The sequence below is a fragment of the Lysinibacillus sp. A4 genome (genome assembly GCF_024919535.1).
Taxonomy (GTDB): Bacteria; Bacillota; Bacilli; order Bacillales_A; family Planococcaceae; genus Lysinibacillus; species Lysinibacillus capsici.
The window spans coordinates 30,270-52,306 of the sequence record NZ_JANWTB010000007.1 but is presented as its reverse complement, the minus strand read 5'-3'; the positions used below and the strand labels follow the sequence as shown (position 1 = coordinate 52,306).

General features: G+C 37.1%; 20 protein-coding genes. 15 read left to right on the top strand and 5 right to left on the bottom strand.

What is annotated here, in order from left to right; genetic code table 11:
* Positions 1 to 4: 4 nt before the first annotated feature.
* Entirely contained in the window at positions 5 to 1,384 is a 1,380-nt protein-coding gene (locus tag NY607_RS15230; protein ID WP_066038018.1) for an FAD-dependent oxidoreductase, read from the bottom strand.
* Positions 1,385 to 1,509: 125 nt separating this feature from the next.
* Here NY607_RS15230 and NY607_RS15225 point away from each other — a divergent pair, with 125 nt between their 5' ends.
* The 3 genes from NY607_RS15225 (at position 1,510) to NY607_RS15215 (ending at position 5,684) form a co-directional block, all read left to right on the top strand.
* Positions 1,510 to 2,217, top strand: coding sequence for a DsbA family oxidoreductase (locus tag NY607_RS15225; RefSeq protein ID WP_259419919.1), 708 nt, complete (start codon positions 1,510 to 1,512; stop codon positions 2,215 to 2,217).
* Between the two features lie 176 nt (positions 2,218 to 2,393).
* Complete coding sequence (locus NY607_RS15220) at positions 2,394 to 3,020, top strand: FMN-dependent NADH-azoreductase (protein ID WP_048394231.1); 627 nt, start codon at positions 2,394 to 2,396, stop codon at positions 3,018 to 3,020.
* Between the two features lie 303 nt (positions 3,021 to 3,323).
* Positions 3,324 to 5,684 (top strand): bifunctional 2',3'-cyclic-nucleotide 2'-phosphodiesterase/3'-nucleotidase, encoded by a 2,361-nt coding sequence (locus NY607_RS15215; protein ID WP_131520867.1) that lies wholly within the window; start codon positions 3,324 to 3,326, stop codon positions 5,682 to 5,684.
* 30 nt (positions 5,685 to 5,714) lie between these two features.
* Here the strand turns inward: NY607_RS15215 and NY607_RS15210 are convergent, their stop codons facing one another.
* Together NY607_RS15210 and NY607_RS15205 are read right to left on the bottom strand one after the other, a co-directional pair.
* Entirely contained in the window at positions 5,715 to 6,080 is a 366-nt protein-coding gene (locus NY607_RS15210) for a DUF2500 domain-containing protein (protein WP_131520866.1), read from the bottom strand.
* Positions 6,081 to 6,114: 34 nt separating this feature from the next.
* Positions 6,115 to 6,642 (bottom strand): YceI family protein, encoded by a 528-nt coding sequence (locus NY607_RS15205; RefSeq protein ID WP_131520865.1) that lies wholly within the window; start codon positions 6,640 to 6,642, stop codon positions 6,115 to 6,117.
* Positions 6,643 to 7,001: 359 nt separating this feature from the next.
* Here NY607_RS15205 and NY607_RS15200 point away from each other — a divergent pair, with 359 nt between their 5' ends.
* The 12 genes from NY607_RS15200 to NY607_RS15145 all read left to right on the top strand — a co-directional run bounded on the left by NY607_RS15200 (position 7,002) and on the right by NY607_RS15145 (position 19,020).
* On the top strand, positions 7,002 to 7,307 hold the full coding sequence (locus NY607_RS15200) for a winged helix-turn-helix transcriptional regulator (RefSeq protein ID WP_004231981.1): 306 nt from the start codon (positions 7,002 to 7,004) through the stop codon (positions 7,305 to 7,307).
* 219 nt (positions 7,308 to 7,526) lie between these two features.
* Positions 7,527 to 8,441 carry a UDP-N-acetylmuramate dehydrogenase gene (murB, locus tag NY607_RS15195; protein ID WP_131520864.1) on the top strand — a complete coding sequence of 305 codons (915 nt, stop codon included), beginning with the start codon at positions 7,527 to 7,529 and terminating at the stop codon, positions 8,439 to 8,441.
* Positions 8,442 to 8,492: 51 nt separating this feature from the next.
* The gene (locus tag NY607_RS15190) at positions 8,493 to 9,248 is read left to right on the top strand and encodes an exodeoxyribonuclease III (RefSeq protein WP_259419918.1); all 756 of its coding nucleotides are present in this window, start codon (positions 8,493 to 8,495) and stop codon (positions 9,246 to 9,248) included.
* A gap of 497 nt (positions 9,249 to 9,745) precedes the next feature.
* Positions 9,746 to 12,115 carry a penicillin acylase family protein gene (locus tag NY607_RS15185; RefSeq protein ID WP_083225398.1) on the top strand — a complete coding sequence of 790 codons (2,370 nt, stop codon included), beginning with the start codon at positions 9,746 to 9,748 and terminating at the stop codon, positions 12,113 to 12,115.
* 142 nt (positions 12,116 to 12,257) lie between these two features.
* The gene (locus NY607_RS15180) at positions 12,258 to 12,629 is read left to right on the top strand and encodes an ArsR/SmtB family transcription factor (protein ID WP_054549600.1); all 372 of its coding nucleotides are present in this window, start codon (positions 12,258 to 12,260) and stop codon (positions 12,627 to 12,629) included.
* Complete coding sequence (locus NY607_RS15175; protein WP_066038024.1) at positions 12,610 to 14,733, top strand: heavy metal translocating P-type ATPase; 2,124 nt, start codon at positions 12,610 to 12,612, stop codon at positions 14,731 to 14,733. The genes NY607_RS15180 and NY607_RS15175 overlap by 20 nt, the downstream gene beginning before the upstream one ends.
* Positions 14,734 to 14,903: 170 nt before the next feature.
* Positions 14,904 to 15,200 (top strand): late competence development ComFB family protein, encoded by a 297-nt coding sequence (locus tag NY607_RS15170; protein WP_369700627.1) that lies wholly within the window; start codon positions 14,904 to 14,906, stop codon positions 15,198 to 15,200.
* A 122-nt stretch (positions 15,201 to 15,322) separates the two neighbouring features.
* The gene (mntR, locus tag NY607_RS15165; protein ID WP_004231993.1) at positions 15,323 to 15,742 is read left to right on the top strand and encodes a transcriptional regulator MntR; all 420 of its coding nucleotides are present in this window, start codon (positions 15,323 to 15,325) and stop codon (positions 15,740 to 15,742) included.
* A gap of 29 nt (positions 15,743 to 15,771) precedes the next feature.
* Positions 15,772 to 16,629, top strand: coding sequence for a CvfB family protein (locus tag NY607_RS15160; RefSeq protein ID WP_048394250.1), 858 nt, complete (start codon positions 15,772 to 15,774; stop codon positions 16,627 to 16,629).
* Positions 16,630 to 16,787: 158 nt separating this feature from the next.
* Entirely contained in the window at positions 16,788 to 17,702 is a 915-nt protein-coding gene (locus tag NY607_RS15155) for a DUF1002 domain-containing protein (protein ID WP_048394252.1), read from the top strand.
* Between the two features lie 228 nt (positions 17,703 to 17,930).
* On the top strand, positions 17,931 to 18,212 hold the full coding sequence (locus tag NY607_RS15150) for a GNAT family N-acetyltransferase (RefSeq protein ID WP_009370656.1): 282 nt from the start codon (positions 17,931 to 17,933) through the stop codon (positions 18,210 to 18,212).
* Positions 18,213 to 18,711: 499 nt separating this feature from the next.
* Positions 18,712 to 19,020 carry a hypothetical protein gene (locus tag NY607_RS15145; protein ID WP_004232000.1) on the top strand — a complete coding sequence of 103 codons (309 nt, stop codon included), beginning with the start codon at positions 18,712 to 18,714 and terminating at the stop codon, positions 19,018 to 19,020.
* Positions 19,021 to 19,037: 17 nt separating this feature from the next.
* Here NY607_RS15145 and NY607_RS15140 read toward each other — a convergent pair whose 3' ends face one another.
* Both NY607_RS15140 and scpC read right to left on the bottom strand, forming a co-directional pair.
* Positions 19,038 to 20,180, bottom strand: a complete 1,143-nt coding sequence (locus tag NY607_RS15140; RefSeq protein WP_396631599.1) for an MFS transporter — start codon at positions 20,178 to 20,180, stop codon at positions 19,038 to 19,040.
* A 157-nt stretch (positions 20,181 to 20,337) separates the two neighbouring features.
* Entirely contained in the window at positions 20,338 to 21,858 is a 1,521-nt protein-coding gene (gene scpC, locus NY607_RS15135) for a succinyl-CoA:acetate CoA-transferase ScpC (RefSeq protein WP_131520856.1), read from the bottom strand.
* Positions 21,859 to 22,037: the final 179 nt, after the last annotated feature.

Sequence of the window (22,037 nt, the reverse complement as noted above, 5' to 3'; positions counted from 1 at the left end):
TTTTTTAATCGAGTTTTAATGGCTGTACAGCAGGGCCTTCAAGCACCTCACCCTTAGCGTTAAAACGGGAACCATGGCAAGGACAATCCCATGTTTCATCAGCTTCATTCCACTTTGTTTTGCAGCCTAAATGAGTACAGGTTGGAGCAGTGGCATTCCTCATATACCCAGCTATATATTCCTTGGCAACAAATCCTCCTACTTTCAGCATTTGCATGAATTGGGCACCGAATTTAGTACGTGATGGTGAATAAAGAGCGATAGCACCTTCTTCAATCTTTGAGCCTGTTAAAAGAGACGATAAGATATCGCCTGCGACAAAGGAATTGGAGATTCCCCATTTTCGATAGCCAGTGGCAATTAATACGTTAGGTAAGGAGTTTGTAATTCTCCCAACATAAGGGACAATATCAGGTGTTTCTATATCCTGGGCTGACCATCGATAAAGTGGCTGTTGTTCAAAATGCTCCTTCATTTCATTGGAAATGGCCTCATAATATGGCTCGGTATGAACGGTCTCGCCAGCGATGTGATTCGCACCTCCTAAGACTAAATAATTTTCCTGATTAATCGTGGCAGTCCGTATCGAACGGGAAGGAAAATCAACTGATAAATATTGACCTTGCATAGTCTCAGAGGTTTTACTTGCAACCATATAGGAGCGACTATTGGATAATTTAAAAAGTTTAAGCCCTTTAAATGCTTCAATGGGATAATGTGAACATAAAATAAGTTTATTATATTGAACCGACATATTTTTTTCGGTATATAAGTTATTCTGTGGTATGTTTAATTGCTGAACACGGGTATTTGCATAAAGTTTTGCGCCCATCTTCTGCGCCTCTTTCGCAAGAAAATTACTTACTTCAACAGGATTTATTTGTGCTTGTTGTGTCATACATAAAGCTTTTGTAATAGGGAATGGGAGCTCTGTGTCAGAGGTAAGGTTAGACTTAATGTTTAAAACCTTATAGGCATTCCATTCTTTTAATAATTGTGCATAGCCTTCTTTTGTTTGACAGTATAACAGTGAATCCACCGAACGAACCCTGTCTGGTGGGAGTATCTGTCTAGCTTTATCAATGGCTTGTTGATTCAGTTGATAATAAAGCTGTGCCTCTTCTAAAGATAATTTTTCTAAAAGATTTGCATAGACAATGCTATGTTGGGCTGTTAATTTTCCTGTTGAATGCCCTGTCGTACCGTGACCAAAATGGGTATTTGCTTCGAGAAGAACTACATCCACACCTGCTTTTGCTAAAGTATAGGCAGTATATAAACCAGTTAAGCCACCACCGATTATACATACATCGCATGTTGTTGAGGAAGTAAGAGAAGATAAAGAGACAGACTCAGTTGTAGCAAGCCAAAGAGATTGTGTCATATAGAAACCTCACATTGTTTTTGTGTTCAGTATGTAGAAGAACTTGAAAATTTATGCAGTGAAGCATTAAAATTGCCTTGTGATTTCAACTATCGCTACAATGTAGCAAAAGGAGTGAGTATGAAATGAAAATTGAAATTTGGTCTGACTATGTATGCCCATTTTGTTATATTGGTAAAAAACAATTAGAGAAAGCGATTGAGGATACTGGCTATTCGGGGCAGGTGGAGCTTGTCTATAAAAGCTACCAACTAGATCCAACTACTCCAATAGATTCGCATAGTACTGTCTATGAATCATTGGCAAAGAAATATGGAATGTCCTTAGAGAAGGCAAAGGAAATGACAGTGGGTGTAACAGAGCGTGCGAAAGAAGTAGGGCTAAACTACGATTTTAGCAATTTGATGGAAGAGAATACGCTAAAAGCACATCGGCTTGTAAAATGGGCTGAACAACAGGGAGATGTTACAGCTCTAGTGGAGTTACTTTTACACAGTCATTTTATTGAAGGAAAGCGTATCGGTCAAGATGATGTTTTATTAGAGATAGCTGAGAAAGTAAGGCTAGAGCGTGAAGAAGTTGCAAAGGTTCTTGCCGATGATGTTTATAAAAATGAGGTAGAAGCGGATATTCAAGAAGGCCTCCAGCTTGGTGTACGAGGGGTACCGTTCTTTGTCTTAAACCGTAAATATGGTATTTCAGGTGCACAACCGCAGGAGGTATTTGAGGATACATTGCGTAAAGTTGCTGAAGAAGAGGGCTTACAACCATCGCTAAAGATGGCTGGCACAGGTGATGCGGGTATTTGTACAGACGATAATTGTAAATTTTAGCTTACTAGAGAGGAGGAAGGCTTTCAACTCCTCTTGTTAGAATGGAGAAAAGATAGAATATTTCAGTCAAAAGTCTGAGGCATGGAACATTGACATTTTAGATGAAATTTTTTAAGATAAACGCATATCTTGAATTCGAGATATTAGATTCTGAAATTTAAGGGAGATTTTATATAATGAACGTTTTAGTAGTAAAAGCTAACAACCGTCCAGACGGTATTTCAACAAAAATGTATGATACTTTTATGGAAAATGTACAAGGTGCCAACGTAACAACTTTTGACGTATTTGCAGAAGATATGCCTTATTTTGGACAAGATCTTTTCAATGCTTTTGGTAAAGTCCAAAATGGTGGAGAGTTAACAGACATTGAATCACGTCTATTAGCTGCAAAACAAAAAGCAATGGATGCATTAACTGCAGCTGATTTAGTTGTATTTGCATTCCCACTATGGAACTTAACAATTCCAGCACCTTTACAAACATTTATTGACTATGTATATCAAGCAGGATTCACATTCAAATATGGTGAAAATGGTCAATTAATTAGCTTAATGACTGACAAAAAAGCGATTATTTTAAATGCTCGTGGTGGCTACTATTCATCACCAGAAGCTCAACCAATGGAAATGTCAGTAAACTACATTAAAAACGTAGTAGGTGGCGTATTCGGGATGGAAGTTATTGAAGAAGTGATTATTGAAGGTCACAATGCTTCACCAGATAAAGCGCAAGAAATTATTGCAAATGGCCTAGAAGAAGTGAAAAAGGTTGCTCAATCACTACAAACTGTGAATGCATAAAAATTATTTTTTATTAAAAGTCCTCTCAATTTTGGGAGGACTTTTTTTATTTTGTTAACAGATGTATGGTGTGGTATGGAGGTCGGACATATTGACAGTAACTAATTATTTTGAATTTACATTTACTAACATCCTATTTAATAGAAAAATAAAGGATGGTAGAAATCTATGATTTGGAGGGAAAGTAATTAACCATTCTTTTAAAAATACATATAATTAGGACTATATATTCAGTAAAAATTAGAATGGTTTTAATATAATAGAATTTGTAGGAAAATACTAGATTATTAAGGAGGTTGTTGTATGAATAAGAAATTAATAACTAATTTCTTGGCGACGTTACTAGTCCTTTTCGCGTTTATACCATTTGGAATTTCTGCTGATGCTGCTTCCAATGATGTAACACGCGCAGATTATGTAAAAGAATTAGTAGAAAATTTAGATGTAGAGATGGGTGACGGCTCTTCGCTTGCCTTTAACGATGTCTCTAAGGATTTAGCACCTTATGTAGAAAAAGCTGTTCAATTAAAACTTATTAAAGGGAAAACAGCAACGACATTTGGCCCAGATGACAAATTAACACGTCAGCAAGCATTTGTTATCTCTGCTCGTGGACTTGTTAGTGAAAACGCTTCCCTCAAAGTTTTAGAGCAATTTAAGGATGCAGATCAAATTGCAACGGCATATAAACAAGATTTAGCGAATGCTGTTGCAGCAAACATTTTACAAGCATTTGAGGATAATACTATTCGTCCTCGTGACTATGTGACAAAGGAACAGATGGAGAGTATTGTGGAGCGCTTTGTAGCAGAGTACAAAGCACCTTCAACTGGTGTATCAGTTGATCTTCAGATTTTAGGGACAACAGATATTCATACCAATTTAGCTAATTACAATTACTATTTAGATGCTCCATCATCAGAGCTTGGGTTAGCTAATACCGCAACACTTATTGAGCAAGTAAGAGCTAAAAATCCAAATACATTACTATTTGATAATGGTGATTTAATTCAAGGCACACCACTTGGCTCATATAAAGCATTAGAAAGTGTTTTAAAGCCAGGTGAAGTTCATCCAGCTATTGCTGCACTTAATGCATTAAAATACGATGGTGGAACTTTAGGAAATCATGAATTCAACTATGGTCTAGACTTTTTAGATGAAGTATTAAACGATGCAAAGTATCCAGTGGTAAATGCTAATACCTATGATGCAAAAACAAAAGAACGTATGTTTACACCTTATGTCATTCTTGATAAAGAAGTGGTAGACAGTTCAGGTAAAAAACATACACTTAAAGTTGGTGTTACAGGGATTGTTCCAACGAAAATTGTTGAATGGGATGCCATTCATTTAGCAGGTAAAGTGGAAATGCAAGAGCCAGTCGAAGCTGTGAAAGAGGTAGTACCAGAAATGCAAAAGGCTGGAGCTGACGTGATTGTCGTTCTGTCACATTCAGGTATTGGTGAAGATACTTATGTGAAGGGTGCTGAAAATGTTGGTTACCAATTAGCAGAAATTGATGGTATTGATGCTTTAATTACAGGACACTCTCATTTAACATTCCCTGGTGACTATAAGGATTTGAAAGATGTTGACCAAGAGAAGGGGACAATTCACGGTGTTCCTACTGTTATGGCAGGTAGCTATGGTAGTCATCTTGGTGTAATTGATTTAAAACTAGAACAACAAGGATCAGAATGGGTAGTGGTAGATGGTAAAGGTTCTTTACAATCGATCAAACAAGAAGGTTTACAACCATCCACAACGGTTTTAGAGGCTATTAAAGAGGCACATGAGGGCACATTAACGTATATCCGTCAGCCTGTTGGAGAAACAACAGCACCAATCCATAGTTATTTTTCAATGGTGCAAGATGATCCATCCATTCAAATCGTAACACAAGCTCAAAAATGGTTTATCGAACAAGAGCTAAAGGGTACGGCTGATGAAAAGACACCAATTCTTTCAGCTGGAGCTCCTTTCAAAGCAGGATCACGTAATAATCCATTAGATTATACAAATATTCCTGTAGGACCGCTTGCTATTAAAAATATGGCCGACATTTATCATTATGACAATACTGTTGCTACGATTAAAGTGACAGGCGCACAAGCAATCGAGTGGTTAGAGATGGCTGCTGGTATTTTTGCAACAATTGATCCGACTAAAACAGAAGAGCAAAATATTATCGATGCAGAAGCACGTTCTTATAACTTTGATGTGTTAGATGGCTTAACATATCAAATTGATGTCACATCGCCAGCAAAATATGACCGCCGCGGTAATCTTACTGATGAAAAGGCAAATCGTATTAAGAATGTACAATACAATGGTAAACCAATCGATTTAAAACAAGAATTCATCATCATCACAAACAATTACCGTGTTGGTGGATCATATGGGGCGACATTTAAAAATACTGACGGCTCTAACATAACAAACTATGCTTATGAAAATCGACAAGCTGTTGTAGATTATATTATGGCCAATAAAACAATTAACCCAGCTGCGGATAATAACTGGTCATTTGTACCTTTCCCAGCCAATACAAAGGTTATCTACCTATCTGCAAAAGATGCACAAAAGTTTATTCCAGCAGGTAGTGGTATTGAATATTTAGAAGATACAGAAGCTGGATTTGCTAAATATTTAATTAAATAAGAGAATAAGAAAAGGAGAGTACGATAATCGCTACTCTCCTTTTTTATGTCTGTTGAATGAATGATACCGTGTACCTTGATAGGTTAAAATGCCAAGATCACCTTCTACAAGCTGACCATAATCGTAGCCATTCATCTTTAGTTCATGCCGTTCTCCGTTTTGCTCTTCAAACGTAACGTAATAGGATGTAGATGCCCCAGTATTGTTAGATCCCCCACGTACATTCGTACGCTTTGTCACAACCTTAGCGGGTACTGTTAAAATTGGTGAACGGTTGTTTTTAGACCAAGTGATAATCCCGTTTACAATCATAAAGGCTATGCTTCCAAAAACAATAAAGAAGATGATGGTAATAAAAGCGGAGCCAAATAAAAAATCATTATCAAACCAAAACATAAATTCCTCCCTTTCTTTAAGGTAGAAACAATACTTAAAGAGGATTTAATTCAAGATCTACTATCACGTCTATTTCATCGCTAATCAATACACCACCTGTTTCTAAAAAGGTATTGTAGACTAAATTAAAATCACGACGATCAATTTGGGCTTTAGCTTGGAAGCCAAATACTTCTTGTGCCCATGGATTCACACCTTTTCCTGTATATACTGTTGTAAATACGATAGGTCTTGTTATGTTTTTGATGGTTAAATCCCCATGAATAGCAAAATTTTTATCATCAAGTTTATCAATATATGTAGAGGTAAATACTATTTTTGGATAGACGTCTGCATCAAAAAAGTCAGGAGACACAAGGTGGACATCACGATCATGATTCTTGGTGGAGACACTAGCCACTGTAATCGTGATAGAAATGTTTGCATCCTGCATTTGTTCGATATTGGATGCAACTATTTCGCCGCTGTACGATTCAAACGTACCATGAATTCGAGAAATCATCATATGTCTTACAGAAAATCCGATCGTTGAATGACTGAAATCAATAGCATATTTTTTCATTTGAAAACCTCCTAAAACAGCATTCTACAACGAATGATAAAGTAAACAAATCGCATATTCAATGAGTTTTTTATAAATGTGGAAGTTTTTCCCTCTATAAAAGTGTAATCTGTGAACATGAAACAAAACATATTTAAAATGGAATAGGCATATTATTGGAAATATGTGCATTTTATTAGGATAGCGTTTAGTCTAAGACATTTTATGTTCCCTTGTTAGATATGTCCAACATTGAAATTATAAGTTACTATTTGTAATTAAATATATAAAAGTTAATAGATTATTTTACGTAAATAAGTTACTTCAAATTTACATTTAGTGCATTAATCGTTACAATAGTTACATAGAGGTGAAAAAATATGAATGAGACAACTTTGTGTCCTCGTTTAGCTAAAGCAATGGATTTAATCGGAAAACGATGGACAGGGTTAATATTATATCAATTACTAGATGGACCACAGCGCTTTAATGAAATCGAATCTGCACTACCTGTCAGTGGACGTTTATTATCAGAACGTTTAAAGGAGCTTGAAAAAGAGGGGCTTGTTGAACGTAAGGTATATTCAGAAGTACCGGTACGCGTTGAGTATTCATTAACAGATAAAGGTCAGGCACTTGAAGGTGCTATCCGCAATATCGAAACATGGGCAAGTAGTTGGCTCTAGGGTGAATGGATTATTTTATTAGATAATACAATAAAATAGTGTCCTAAAAACGACACTTGGAATGACTGTCAATTTTCTTTATAATATTCATCATCTCTGCACAGGTCTTACCTGTCTTTTAATATGAGATAAAAATACCCTTCATTTTACTTGTCAAATTGGGGTTGTAAATCCATACTGGTGTAGAGTAAGAAGGACGTTAGAAAGGAATTAGCTCTCATGACAAAAGAACAATGGGCGGTGGATTTAGCAAAAAGTATTAATCCTGCCAATATTAAGTTAAATGAATCATTACAGCAATACACAATGACAAAATTAGGTGGCAAAGCAGATGTTTTTGTTCTTCCTGAAACAGAAGAAGAGGCAGCATCCGTTATTCGCTATGCATATATAAATAATATTCCTTTATTAATGTTAGGTAACGGGTCTAATATGGTTGTTCGAGATGGCGGTCATAGGGGAATCGTTGTAACATTTTCACGCTTAGATGAGATTCGTATTTCTGGTGAGCATGTGTATGCACAAAGTGGTGCACTGATCAAAGATGTATCAAAGCTATCAGCGCAAGCATCCTTAACAGGTTTTGAATTTGCATGTGGTATTCCTGGATCGATTGGCGGAGCAATGGCTATGAACGCAGGTGCCTATGGCGGTGAGATTAAAGATATTATTGTTTCATCGAAGGTGTTAACAAAAGAAGGGGACATTTTAATATTAGGTAAAGAAGACCTTGAGCTAGGATACCGACAAAGCATTATTGCCAAAAAGGGTTATTATGTGCTGTCCTCTGAATTTCAATTAGCAGTAGGCGTACAGGAGGAAATTGATGCGAAGATTGCTGATTTAACCTTCCAACGTGAATCAAAACAGCCTTTAGAATATCCATCTGCTGGAAGTGTGTTTAAACGCCCACCTGGACATTTTGCTGGAAAACTTATTCAAGATAGTGGCCTACAAGGTAAAGGTGTTGGTGATGCTGAAGTCTCTACCAAGCATGCAGGATTTATTGTCAACAAAGGAAATGCTACTGCTTCAGACTATATTAAGACAATCCAAATGGTTCAACGTGTAGTGAAAGAAAAATTTGGCGTTGAATTAGAGACGGAAGTCAAAATTGTTGGTGACGATCTATAATAGGATGCCCTTCGCATAAGCCGAAGGGCGTTTTTTTAGGAGTGTGGATAAATGAAATTTATATCATGGAATGTTAATGGAATACGAGCATGTCTAGGTAAAGGCTTTTTAGAGTTTTTTCATCAAATAGATGCTGATTTCTTTTGTATCCAAGAAACAAAATGTCAGGCTGGACAAGTAGAGCTCACTATTGAAGGTTATGAGCAGTATTGGAATTACGCGCAGAAAAAAGGGTATTCTGGAACAGCAATTTTCACGAAGCACACGCCATTGTCTGTTAAGTATGGAGTGGGTGCCGAAGATTCTCAGGATGAAGGCAGAATTATAACATTAGAATATAAGAATTTCTATTTAGTAAATGTTTATACTCCAAATGCACAGCGTGATTTAGCGCGGTTACCATTACGTTTACAATGGGAGGATCGTTTAGCTAGCTATTTACAAGAACTAAATAGTCAGAAGCCAGTGGTTTATTGTGGTGATCTAAATGTTGCACACACGGAAATTGATTTAAAAAATGCAAAATCTAATATTGGAAATTCGGGCTTTACATATGAAGAGAGAGCAAAATTTTCAGCGTTATTGGAAAGCGGTTTTGTAGATTCTTTTAGATACAAGCATCCCGAGGAAACTGACCACTACACATGGTGGTCCTATATGAATAAAGTGCGTGAACGTAATATTGGTTGGCGTATCGATTATTTTGTTGTATCCAATCAATTGAAGGAACAAATTGAAAGCGCAACAATTCACCCACACATTATGGGCAGTGATCATTGTCCAATTGAATTGCAATTACAATGCTAGTACTTAAATCGTATTTTCTTAATGGAAATACGATTTTTTGTATTTTGTAACTGAATAAGATGACTTTTAAATGTGAGGTTTGGCAATGCTAGGGGGTTAGCTCTAAAGTGAGGAGTTATTCGCTCCAATCACATGGGAATCTGCTCTAAAGTGTGGAAGAGGCGCTCCGATCAAGTGAGTACCCGCTCTAAAGTAGTGAAGAACGCTCCAACCATACGGGAATCCGCTTCCATAAAATGGACCGCTTCACGAGTGAAGATAAAAGAAAATATACTCTATAGAATTCTTATATCTCTATGAAAACGAATTTTTAACATTACTCAGTAGCCTTCATAATTCCTATTGTTTATACTATTCTAATAGCGAATAAATATAAAATTTTGTATTTAGAGACGATTTTATATACATAAAATAAGAAATTTCGCTAAAAAATTTTGCGTTTCAAAGCGGGTTTGGGAAGGTAGTACGGGAATATAGTGCAAAAAGGGGGTTATTCAGTGGGGAAGAGAAAGTTTAATTGGAAAAAGTGGCTCATTGTCATAGCTGGGATAATAGCTGCTTTGGCTCTTGTGGCTTTTATTGGATTTACATGGTTTATGAATAAATCTAAGCCGGTGATTGATGGTGAATTAGCTGTTACTATTCTGGATCAGGATGTGACAGTCACGAGAGATGAAAAAGGGGTTCCGCATATTTTTGCCAAAACAGATGCGGATTTGTATCGTGCACAAGGTTATGTCCAAGCACAGGATAGACTATTTCAAATGGACTTAGCACGAAGGCAGGCAAGTGGTCGATTATCTGAAATTATTGGAGAAGCAACGGTTAATACCGACAAACATTTCCGTACATTTAGCTTACGAGATGCTGCAGAGAAGTCATTAGCTGCCTATGATGACGAAAGCAAACAAGTACTTGAATGGTATGCTGAAGGAGTAAATGCTTTTATTGCACAGGCAAAGGAAAGCAATACACTAAGCTATGAATTCGCTTTGTTAGGCTATGAGCCTGAGGAGTGGACAGTTGTTGATTCCTTAACCATTGGAAAATATATGGCCTATGATCTGGGTGGAAATTGGAATACGTTAGCTTTTCGTCATTGGGCACTACAGAATTTTGATGAAGAAAAGGCAAAAGAATTATTTATTAAATATCCAGAAAATGCTTCGGCGATTATCGAGGCCAATATCCAAAATCCTGTAGCGGTAGCTGGGCAATTCAGTGCGGAAATGTTACCAAACGAATTTAACGGAAGTAATAACTGGGTAGTTTCAGGTGATAAAACGAAATCAGGAACGCCTATTTTAGCAGATGACCCACATTTAGGGTTAAGCACCCCTTCTATTTGGTATCAAATGCATCTGCAATCACCACAGCAAAACGTTAGTGGCGTTATCTTTGCAGGGATTCCAGGTATTATTTTAGGCCATAATGATGAAATTGCTTGGGGGGTAACCAATGTGGGTCCAGATGTACAGGATTTATATATTGAAATACCAAATCCAGATAATCCAACACAATTTCGATACGATGGAAAGTGGGAACAAGCAGAGGTACGCGACGAATCAATTAAGGTAAAAGATGGAGAAACGGTAGATTTTGAAGTCGTTGTTACACGTCACGGCCCTATAATGACAGATTTAGCTTTTAAAGATACAGAGCCAACCGCACAATTTTCGATGCAGTGGACAGCACTACAACCGACAGCTGAACTAAGAGCAGTGCTTGGTTTTAATAAGGCAAAAACTTGGGGTGATTTCGAAAAAGCATTAGAAGACTTTAAAGCGCCAGCACAAAATTTTGTATTTGCATCAAAAGACGGTACGATTGCCTATAAAGCTAATGGTCAAATACCTATTCGTAAGCAAGGTGAGGGCCAATTACCAGTTCCAGGTGATTCGAGTGACTATGGCTGGGAGGGCTTTATCCCATGGGATGAATTACCAACTCTAGTAAATCCAAAAGAAGGTTTTATTGCAACGGCAAATAACCAAGTAATAGGAGAGGACTACCCTTATCACATAACTGATTTCTGGGCGCAACCTTATCGTTTCGAAAGAATTAAAGAAGTGTTAGAGGCAAATGATGCGATTACAGTAGAAGATATGATGGCTTTGCAAATGGATCAGCACAACCTCTATGCGAGAGAATTTCTGCCTGATTTATTAACATCTTTAAAAGAAAAAGATCAGGATGGGAAGTATGCCGAGATTATAGCCATGCTAGAGAAGTGGGATATGGTAGACGCAAAGGAATCAGGTGCACCACTTGTGTTCCATACATTAATGATTAAGCTACAGGAAGTTTTGTTTAAAGATCAAATGCCTGAAGATATGTATGGCATCATGTATGGGAAGTTTAATATTACAGACCAGCTCTTACGTACAGCCTATTCTGGAGAGAAAAGCATTTGGATTGAGGAGCAGGGTGGCATTGATGAAACCATATACAAGGCATTTGAGCTAACAATTGCACAATTAGAAGATCAATTCGGAAAAAATTCCTCGAAATGGCAATGGGGTGATTACCATCAGCTTACTTTTGACCATACACTAGGAAGTGCATCGCCTATTCTTGCAGCCTATTTTAATGCTAAAAAGGTTCCTATTGGTGGATCAAAAGTTACCGTACAAGCAGCAGATAATGATTTAGCTGGTAATGTAGATCACGGTGCATCTTGGCGTTTTGTGGTGGATGTAGGTGATTTAAGCTCAGCCTATCATATTGTTGGTCCTGGTCAAAGTGGTCATGTAAAATCTGATTGGTATCAAGATCAGGTGCTGGATTGGGCAAATGGTGATTACCATCAAACATTTATTAAACAGGAAGAGATAAAAGGGAAAACATTACAATTAATAGCGAAGTAATAAAAGAGTTAGCGTACAGAAAGTGCGCTAACTTTTTTTATTGAAGGATATACATCCTAACATTCAAATATTCGTTTGAATATGATGGAATAATATGTTACATTGAAAACAATCAAACGAATATTTGAATGAGGTGAGAAAAATGCCGAAAGAAATATGTGAGGTGACGCATGTACATGAAGAAGCAGTCACAAAGGTGAAACAACAAATGCCTGATTTATCAGGTGTAGCCAAATTTTTAAAAGCGTTATCTGATGAAACTAGACTTAAAATTGCCTATGCTTTAACGGTGGAAGATGAACTATGTGTTTGTGATGTTGCAACTATTATTGGTTCTTCAGTTGCTACAGCATCCCATCATTTACGATATTTGAAAGATAATAATTTAGCGAGATCACACCGCAAAGGTAAGCAAATGTATTACTCTTTAGCGGATGAGCATGTATATCAAATTGTAACAATTGCCTACGAACATGCGAAAGAGGGGATTGCGAATGGCAACGACGCCAATTAAACAAGAATACAGATTGCAAAATTTATCTTGCGCTAGTTGTGCTGCAAAGTTTGAGAAAAACGTAAAGGCTATACCAGAAGTACAGGATGCACAAGTGAATTTTGGTGCTTCTAAAATTACAGTAATCGGTGCTATTAGTGTAGACCAAATTGAAGAAGCAGGTGCCTTTGATGGCATTAAGGTTACACAATCGGCAGCAAAAGCACTTGAAAATACTACACCTTTTTATCGTAAAAAGGAAAACGTTTTAGCAGGAATTTCATTGCTTTTTGTCATTCTAGGTTATCTATTTGCGGGTATGAATGGGGAATCGAGCCCGCTACCGATTTCCATGTTCATTATAGCTATCCTTGTGGGTGGAGTGGGTATTTTTAAAATAGGCTTCCGTAATTTAGTTCGCTTTGAATTTGATATGAAGACGCTTATGACAATCGCCATCATTGGAGCTGCTATTATCGGTGAATGGGAAGAAGCGGCAGTGGTCGTATTTTTATTTGCTGTGAGTGAGGCACTTGAAGCGTATTCAATGGATAAGGCACGTCAATCTATTCGTCAATTAATGGATATCGCTCCACCAACAGCGATTATCAAAAGAGCCCACGGTGAACACTACCATGAGGTTGAGTTACCTACTGAGGATATAGAAATAGGAGATATTTTGATTGTAAAGCCTGGGCAAAAGATTGCGATGGATGGCATAGTCATTAGTGGGTTGTCTGCAGTCAATCAGGCAGCTATTACAGGTGAGTCGATTCCCGTAAATAAAACAGTAAATGATGAAGTATTTGCTGGGACTTTAAATGAAGAGGGTGCTCTTGAAGTACGTGTGACAAAGCGTGTAGAAGATACTACTATCGCTAAAATAATTCATCTAGTGGAAGAAGCACAAGCAGAAAAGGCACCTTCTCAGCAATTTGTAGATCGCTTTGCAAAGTATTATACACCAGCGATTATGGTTATTGCTTTTTTAGTAGCTGTAATTCCACCTTTAATAGTAGGTGATTGGCAGCATTGGATTTACCAAGGGCTAGCTGTTTTAGTAGTAGGATGTCCTTGCGCACTGGTCGTCTCTACGCCCGTCGCCATTGTTACAGCCATTGGTAATGCAGCAAGGCAAGGTGTACTGATCAAAGGTGGTGTTCATTTAGAGCAGCTAGGACATATTGAAGCTGTTGCCTTTGACAAAACAGGAACATTAACGAAGGGGCAGCCAGCAGTAACAGATATCGTAACGACTGAAAACTGGTCAGAGGACTATGTGTTACAACTAGTGGCAGCGGTAGAAAAACAGTCACAGCACCCTTTAGCTAAAGCAATTTTAAATAGATTACACGATAAAAAATTATCTGAGCTAATACCAACAAATTTCCAATCAGTAACAGGAAAAGGTGCCTATGCTACCGTTGATAATCAGATTATTTATGTAGGTAGCATGAAATGGGCTACTTCATTAACTTCTGTAGATCAAAACATAGAAAGTCAGGTTAAGAATCTGCAAGAACAGGGTAAAACAGTAGTAGCAGCTGTTTCGAATAATCAACTTATTGGACTGGTTGCAATTGCTGATCAATTACGTCATGAAAGCAAGGATGTATTGAACAAATTAAATGCCTTAAAAGTAAAGCATATGGTGATGTTAACAGGCGATGCAGAGCCTACTGCGCAAGCCATTGCTACTTCATTAAAGATGACAGATGTGCGCGCTGGCTTGTTACCAGAAGAAAAATTAAAGGCGATTAAGGATTTACGTAAACAATTTGGTGCTGTAGCAATGGTTGGAGATGGTGTAAACGATGCACCAGCATTGGCCACTGCAAACGTAGGAATTGCCATGGGTGGAGCAGGAACAGATGCAGCTCTTGAGACAGCAGATATTGCCTTAATGGGTGATGATTTAACAAAGCTTCCTTACACTATTGGCTTGAGCAGAAAAACATTACGTATCATTAAAGAGAATATTATATTTGCCCTAGTTTTAAAATTAATTGCATTGCTACTTGTCATACCAGGATGGTTAACATTATGGATAGCAATTTTTGCCGATATGGGTGCAACACTATTAGTTGTGTTTAATTCATTAAGACTAATTAGAGCAAAAAAGTAGTAAGTAAGGTGTAGAAATATATGAAAAAGTAGGAAATTAATCTTGCTTTGGCACGAGGGATTTTATGCGAATAGATGCTACTTGTGATTCTTGAAAAAGACTTTTTTTAAGGCTATTATAGTTTCAGGAGTAATGTAACAATTAAATATAAATGAGGCGAAAGTTTGAATATGTCAGATCCTATTTTAGTAAATGTTACAGAAGAAATTGTGCGTGGTTTAGTAAGCTTCTTACTACGAGGACCAGAATATCAAACATTTTGTAAATGCGAAATCTGTGAATTAGACACGGTGGCACTTACACTAAATGCATTGCCAAGTAAGTATGTTACATCTATGGAAGCTAGAGATGAGGCATTTAAAGAAATGAATACTCCTGGAAACATTGAGCGTATTAATAAAGAGATTATTCATGCGTTACATGTGGTAAATAAGTATCCTCGACACAAAATAGAGCCTACTTCTTAATAGAAGAGGCTCTATTTAAGTTGTATAGGAAGTGTTTTTCTAGGCAATGTATTTTCAGTTAACTTTTAAGCCAAGCTTGTAGTAAACTAGAGAGTAAGAAAAGGAAAGAGAGGGAAAAGGATATGCCAACACCTAGTATGGAGGACCATATCGAACAAATATATTTATTAATTGCCAACAAGGGATATGCGAGAGTGTCTGACATTGCTGAAGCATTATCTGTTCTTCCTTCTTCTGTTACAAAAATGGTTCAAAAATTAGATAAAGATGGTTATTTAGTTTATGAAAAGTACCGTGGACTGACATTGACGCCTAAAGGGGATAAGCTCGGAAAGCGTCTTGTGCAGCGTCATGAATTGCTCGAGCAGTTTTTACGAATGATTGGTGTGGATGAAGAACGTATTTATGATGATGTAGAGGGAATTGAACATCATTTAAGTTGGAATTCAATCGATCGTATTGCAGATCTTGTGCAAGTAATGGAAGAAAATCCAGACATCGTGAAAAAATTAGAGGCATCTAAGACACAGCACAATCTTTAAAATGATGGTGTGAAGGAAAGGGAGACAATATGAACGCATTAAAATCAGGTGAAGTCGTTACATTAACGGTATTAGAACAACAAGCATCAAAATGGATTTTAACAAATGGAGTTGAAGAACTACCTTTAAATGCTTCAGAGGTAACAGAGCCACTAACAGTAGGTGACCGCCTTGAAGTATTTTTATTTGCAGACCGTCGTGGAGATTTGGCTGCAACAACGGCTATTCCAGCTTTTACACAAGGTGAATACGGCTGGGCACGTGTCTTGAAAGTAGTGGAACGTGAAGGTGCTTTTGTGGATATTGGTACATCTCGTGAAGTATTAGTAAGAGCAGAAGATTTACCTGCATTAAAAGAGGTATGGCCAGAACCAGGCGATCATTTATTTATGACACTACGTACAGATCGTAACGGTGATTTATTTGGTCGTTTAGCCACAGAGGAAAAAATTTCGGAGCTATATGAAGGTGCATTTGAAGATATGCACAATAAGAATATCCAAGCACGCCCATATCGTTTGTTACCGATCGGGACATTTTTGCTAGGTGTAGAGGTTCCTTACCGTATTTTTGTGCATGAGTCTGAGCGAAATAATGAGCCTCGATTAGGACAAGATGTAGTTGTACGTATTATTGATGTAAAAGACGATGGTTCCATGAATGGCTCACTTTTACCAAGAAAACATGAGCGTCTTTCAAATGATGCGCAACAAATATTAAAGTATATACAGGATGTGGGCGGTAAAATGCCATTTGGTGATAAATCGTCTCCTGAAGAGATTCAAGAAATGTTTAATATGAGTAAAGGGGCATTTAAACGTGCCTTAGGAACGTTAATGAAAGCTGGTAAAGTGAAACAACAGGACGGTTGGACTGAAGAAATTTAAAGGATGGTTTGTTTGACTAGCTAGCAAAACATTTACAACAGGAAAAGTGACGAGAGACATCCTTGAAACCTTCTCGTCTTTTTTTCGTACTAATTATTGTATAGTGGCATACATTATACTTGCTAATTATGAAGTTTTAGCGAAAGGGGTCACACGATTTGAAAAAAACATGGATTAAAATACTAACTGCTACAATGTTAGTATTTGGAGTGATGGCACCAGCAACAGGATTTGCATCTGACAATACGCCTCCAAAAGCAATTGATGAAAAACTAGGCGTACCGATCGTCGTGTATGGAGCAAATTTATCTGAGGCTGAAAAAGAGTCTGTAAAAAAATCATTAAAAGTAAGCGAAGAACCTGAAATTGAAGAAATTACTGTGTCTGGTGAGGATCTAGTAAAATACATTAAAGATAGTAATTCAAGCTCACGTATGTACTCTTCTGCAAAGATTACACGCAGAGAAGCAGGAGAGGGTCTAGTAATACAAATTGTCACACCATCAAATATAACGCAGGTAACTTCAGAGATGTACGCAAATGCGATGTTAACAGCAGGAATTCAGGATGCATCCGTACAAGTAGCTGCACCGAAAGCCGTTACAGGGCATTCAGCATTAGTAGGTATTTACAAGGCATATGAGGTCACTACAGGGGAAACACTGGATATTGATCGTACAGATGTAGCAAACGAAGAATTATCAGTAGCAACATCCATTGCAGAATCTGCAGGGGTAGACGATGCAAAGGTTGCGGAATTACTGACAGAAATTAAAAAGCAAATTGCAGAGCTAAAGCCAGCAACACGTGAAGATGTGGAGAAAATTGTAGAAGAGCAATTAAGTAAGCTTGAAATTAATTTAAGTGAAAAGGACCGTCAATTGCTAGTGGATCTAATGGATAAAATAAGCAAGTTGGACATTGATTTTAGTAAATGGTCTGATCAATTAAATGATATCAGTAATACAATCCAAGAAAAATTCGGCTCACTTATGGAAGATAAAGGTTTCTGGGAAAGCGTAAAAAGCTTTTTTGCTAATTTAAAAGATACTATTTCTTCATGGTTTAACTAAATTTATAGTTGATAGAAAGGAATCTGTTATACCTTCTCACTTTGCTAGAGAAGGTGTACAGATTTTTTTTGATGCAACAAGTGAAAGATTTTGAAGTGTGATGTTTTCGACATAGGAAAGCTAACCGAATATCTGGACATAGCTTCGCTGATTTGATAAAAGAAGCGTACACAAATTTTGTGAAAATATAAAAAGCTATGGTACTATGAATAAAAGGAGTGGTGAGAAATGGAATTCCAATTACAACAATTAGCAGAAAATAAGTTTGCATTTTTGAATGAGCAAGCAGGGGAAAAACTAGCAGAAATTACTTGGCAGCAAAATGGCTCAGTAATGGTAATGGATCACACATATGTATCTGATAAGCTCCGTGGTCAAGGTGTGGCCAAACAATTACTCGATCAAGCAGCATCGTATGCACGCGAAAATGGTTATAAAATGAAGGCCGTTTGTTCCTATGTGGTGGCAGCATTTGAAAAGTCAGATGCATACAATGATGTAAAACAATAAAAAATAAGGCAATCTGCTTTTAATTAAGCGGATTGCCTTTTAATTGCTAGAGCAAATCATGTAAATAGCTCCTTATAATAGAATGACACTATAAATTAGTACTGTTAAGAAGCCAGCCCCGCCAATTAATGAAGCCATATCTATCCAATCATATGCTAAATCGAAATCTTTCATTTTAACCACTCTCCTATTTTAGTATTAATTCATTAATTCCCTTTACTTGCCTTTTATAATCATAAATAGTTACAAAATTTTGACGAATGCTAAAAATAAGGGTACGATAACTGGGCTTTAATAGGAAATAGAGTGAGATTGTCTGCATTAAAAACTAGACGAACTACAATGGATTGACGGAGTTTTTACTAGATAAAAGGGCAAGTATTTATCCATACATTAATATATATGCTAGAGGGTATAAAAAAATAATGTTTATTCTTTTAAGAATAGGGAAAAACTATACTACAGAGCTAGTTTCTATATTTTTAGGAGGTTATAAACTATGGCAAAACGAAAAGGAACAGGTGTTGTCGTTGCAGGATTAGCAGGACTAGCAGCATCTTATTTCAGTAAAAAAGAGAATCGTGATAAAGCACTAACAATGTTTAATAGTATGAAAGCAAAATTAGAGTCGTATCTTACTACAGGTCCTGATATGCATGACAATATTGCAGAACGTGTAGCTACAGAGGTAGCAACAGAGGCTGGTACTTCACCAACTAAAATTGCCTCGAATGAAATGGTAGCTGAAGGTGGAGGACATACTGGTGTTCATTTCTATAATGAAGAAATTCAAGAAAAGGAAAAGTAAACAAAAAACCTTCTCATCTAAGCATGAGAAGGTCTTTTGTGTGGGATAAGAATTGCGCCTGCAAAGAGCAATAATACAAAGCCAGTAAATGCAAAGCCACTGACAGTACCAAGTGATAGCCAACCTAATAAAGAAGAGCCTATAACTACTCCTAGAGAGAAAAACGCGTAGAAATAACCGTAAGCTTTTCCTCGTACTTCAGCAGTTGTAGAGTCAATTAGCAGCGAATTTACTGAAGGGAATAGGAAACCGAATCCGATCCCATAGCAAGCCATTGCTGTATAGAGTAAAGAGCTAGAATTTGCTTGGCTAATTAATAGCTGGCTTATTCCCATTAAACCTATACCAAAAGACAATGTTTTGAGTGGATTAACCTTATCAAAAATACGATTAGTAGGTAATAGGAAAACAAGAACTGCAATAATACCAAATGTACTCATTAAAGTGCCGCTTAAACGAGAGTCGAAGCCTAAGGAATATACTTTAAGAGGGAGTAGATACGCAATAACCCCTTGAGAAAACATTAAGAAAAAGGCTCCTAAAAAGGCTTTTAATGTTCCTGTGTTATTAAAAAAGACACTGATCGGAATGTAATTACTTGGTTTAGTCTTCTCTTTTTTTACTTGATTTGCTTTCAATATAAAGCACGCAAGGATACCTAGCAGAAGCATAAAGCTTGCTGTGATATTGAAAACAAAGGGTACACTTGTCCGGCTAGCTAAAATGCCACTAAATGCAGGGCCTATAATGGCTGCAATACCAACAAAGGCGCCAGAAATAGCACTGCCCTTTCCTCTTTTTTCCTGCTCTGTAGCGTTCGCTAGAAATGTAAAGGCAGCAGGAACAATGAAGCCTGCAACAAGGCCATGGATAAAACGTACAATTAATAGAGCAATGGGCTCTTCTACTAAATTATAAAATGTTAATGATAGACCCGTTGTTAGAAGACCTATTATGAGTATAATGAAAGGTCCTTTGCGATCCGTTAAGAAGCCAGAAATGATATTACCGAATGTATTGGAAAGCGAATACATGCCCACTGCAAGACCAGTGAGAAATGCCGATGCACCTAAAGACTCAGCATAAGTACTCATAACAGGAAGCTGGGTAAAAAGGTCGAAAAACGAAAAGAAAATAATAGCATAGATAAATTTCTTCATGGTTCCTCCGATGAAATAGAACATTATAGTCAATAAGATTAGTATAGTCCTATTATAGCATTTTCCAATCGATAATACTTCTCACTTGTTTTTTGCTTTCACGTAAAAAAAAACGTCTAATAAGTTAATACTTATTAGACGTACGAGAATTTAATAATTAAGCTTTTGCAACTTCTTTTTTCATTGTTTTGTTTTTAGCAAGATTTACATGCCAAGAAAGTGCTTCCTCTAACAGATGAGGAGTTTGGTGGTTGCCAGTTGCCTCAACTGCACGGTTATAGTAATCCCATAATTGTTCTTTGTAATCTGGGTGTGCACAGTTTTCAATAATTAAAGGTACACGTTCTTTTGGTGCAAGACCACGTAAGTCAGCAATACCTTGTTCCGTAACGATAACATCAACGTCATGCTCTGTATGGTCAACGTGAGATACCATTGGCACGATAGAAGAAATTGCTCCACCTTTTGCGTATGATTTTGTAACAAAAATACCAAGGCGTGCGTTACGTGCGAAGTCACCTGAACCACCGATACCATTCATCATACGAGTACCAGACACATGCGTCGAATTAACGTTACCATAGATATCTAACTCAAGAGCTGTGTTGATTGAGATTAGACCCAAACGACGGATAAGCTCAGGGTGGTTAGAAATTTCTTGTGGACGTAAGCAAATTTTATCAGCATACTTTTCTAAATTACCATAAACTTTTTGCTGTAATTCTTCAGTAAGTGTGATTGAAGTAGCAGCGGCGAATTTAACTTTACCAGCATCGATTAAGTTAAATACAGCATCTTGAAGTACTTCAGATGCAACAATTAAATCTTCAAATTCTGAATCTGCAAAGCCATCAAGTACTGCGTTTGCTACAGAACCTACACCAGATTGCAATGGCATTAATTGTTTTGTTAAACGGCCCGCTTTAATTTCGTCACGGAAGAAGTCTAATAAAATGTTTGCCATCCTTTGTGTTTCTTCATCTGGAGGTACAATTAATGAAGGAGCATCTGGCTCTTCAGAAATAACAATTGCTTTAATTTTAGCTGGATCTACTTTGATACCAATATCACCAAGGCGTTGCATAGCATCTGTCATTGGAATAGCTTCACGTTTACCTTGTTCTCCAGGTACATAAATATCATGGATACCGATTAAAGCTTCTGGATGAGAAATATTTAACTCGATAATAATATTTTCTGCATATTCGGCAAAGATAGGTGAGTTACCTACAGAGTTTGTTGGAATGATTAATCCATCTTCAGTAATAGCAACCGCTTCAAGAATTAAATACTTGATTGGTCCGATAATTCCTTGGCGCACTAGCTCAGCATTATGAGAAAGATGAGCATCTACATATAAGATATCTCCAGAATTGATTAAATTACGGATACCCGCATCACCCTGGAATGGTCCACGTTTACGAATTGCACCAGCTTCTGCTAAGTACTTATCTACTTCTGGTCCTAATGATGCACCTGTATATACATCAATTTTGAATTCTTCATTTTTTGCGCGCTCAACTAATGCCATTGGAACAACTTTTGCATCCCCAGCACGAGTAAAACCACTCATCCCAACTACATCACCATTAGAAATCAGTGCTGCTGCTTCTTCAGCAGTTACAATTTTACTCTCAAGTTCTTTTAAACCTAGGCGTTTTTGAACATTTGCATCCATAAAAAAATCCTCCCCTAAATAATTTTGATGGAAACCGATTACAAAACTAGAAAAAACATTTAAGAATTTTCTGTTTATTCAGTTGTAGTATGACTCCAACCATTTGAATAATACTATCACCAAATTGTCACAAAAACTTTAGAATTAGCATTAAATTGAGTAAAAAAAGGAAAATCGAG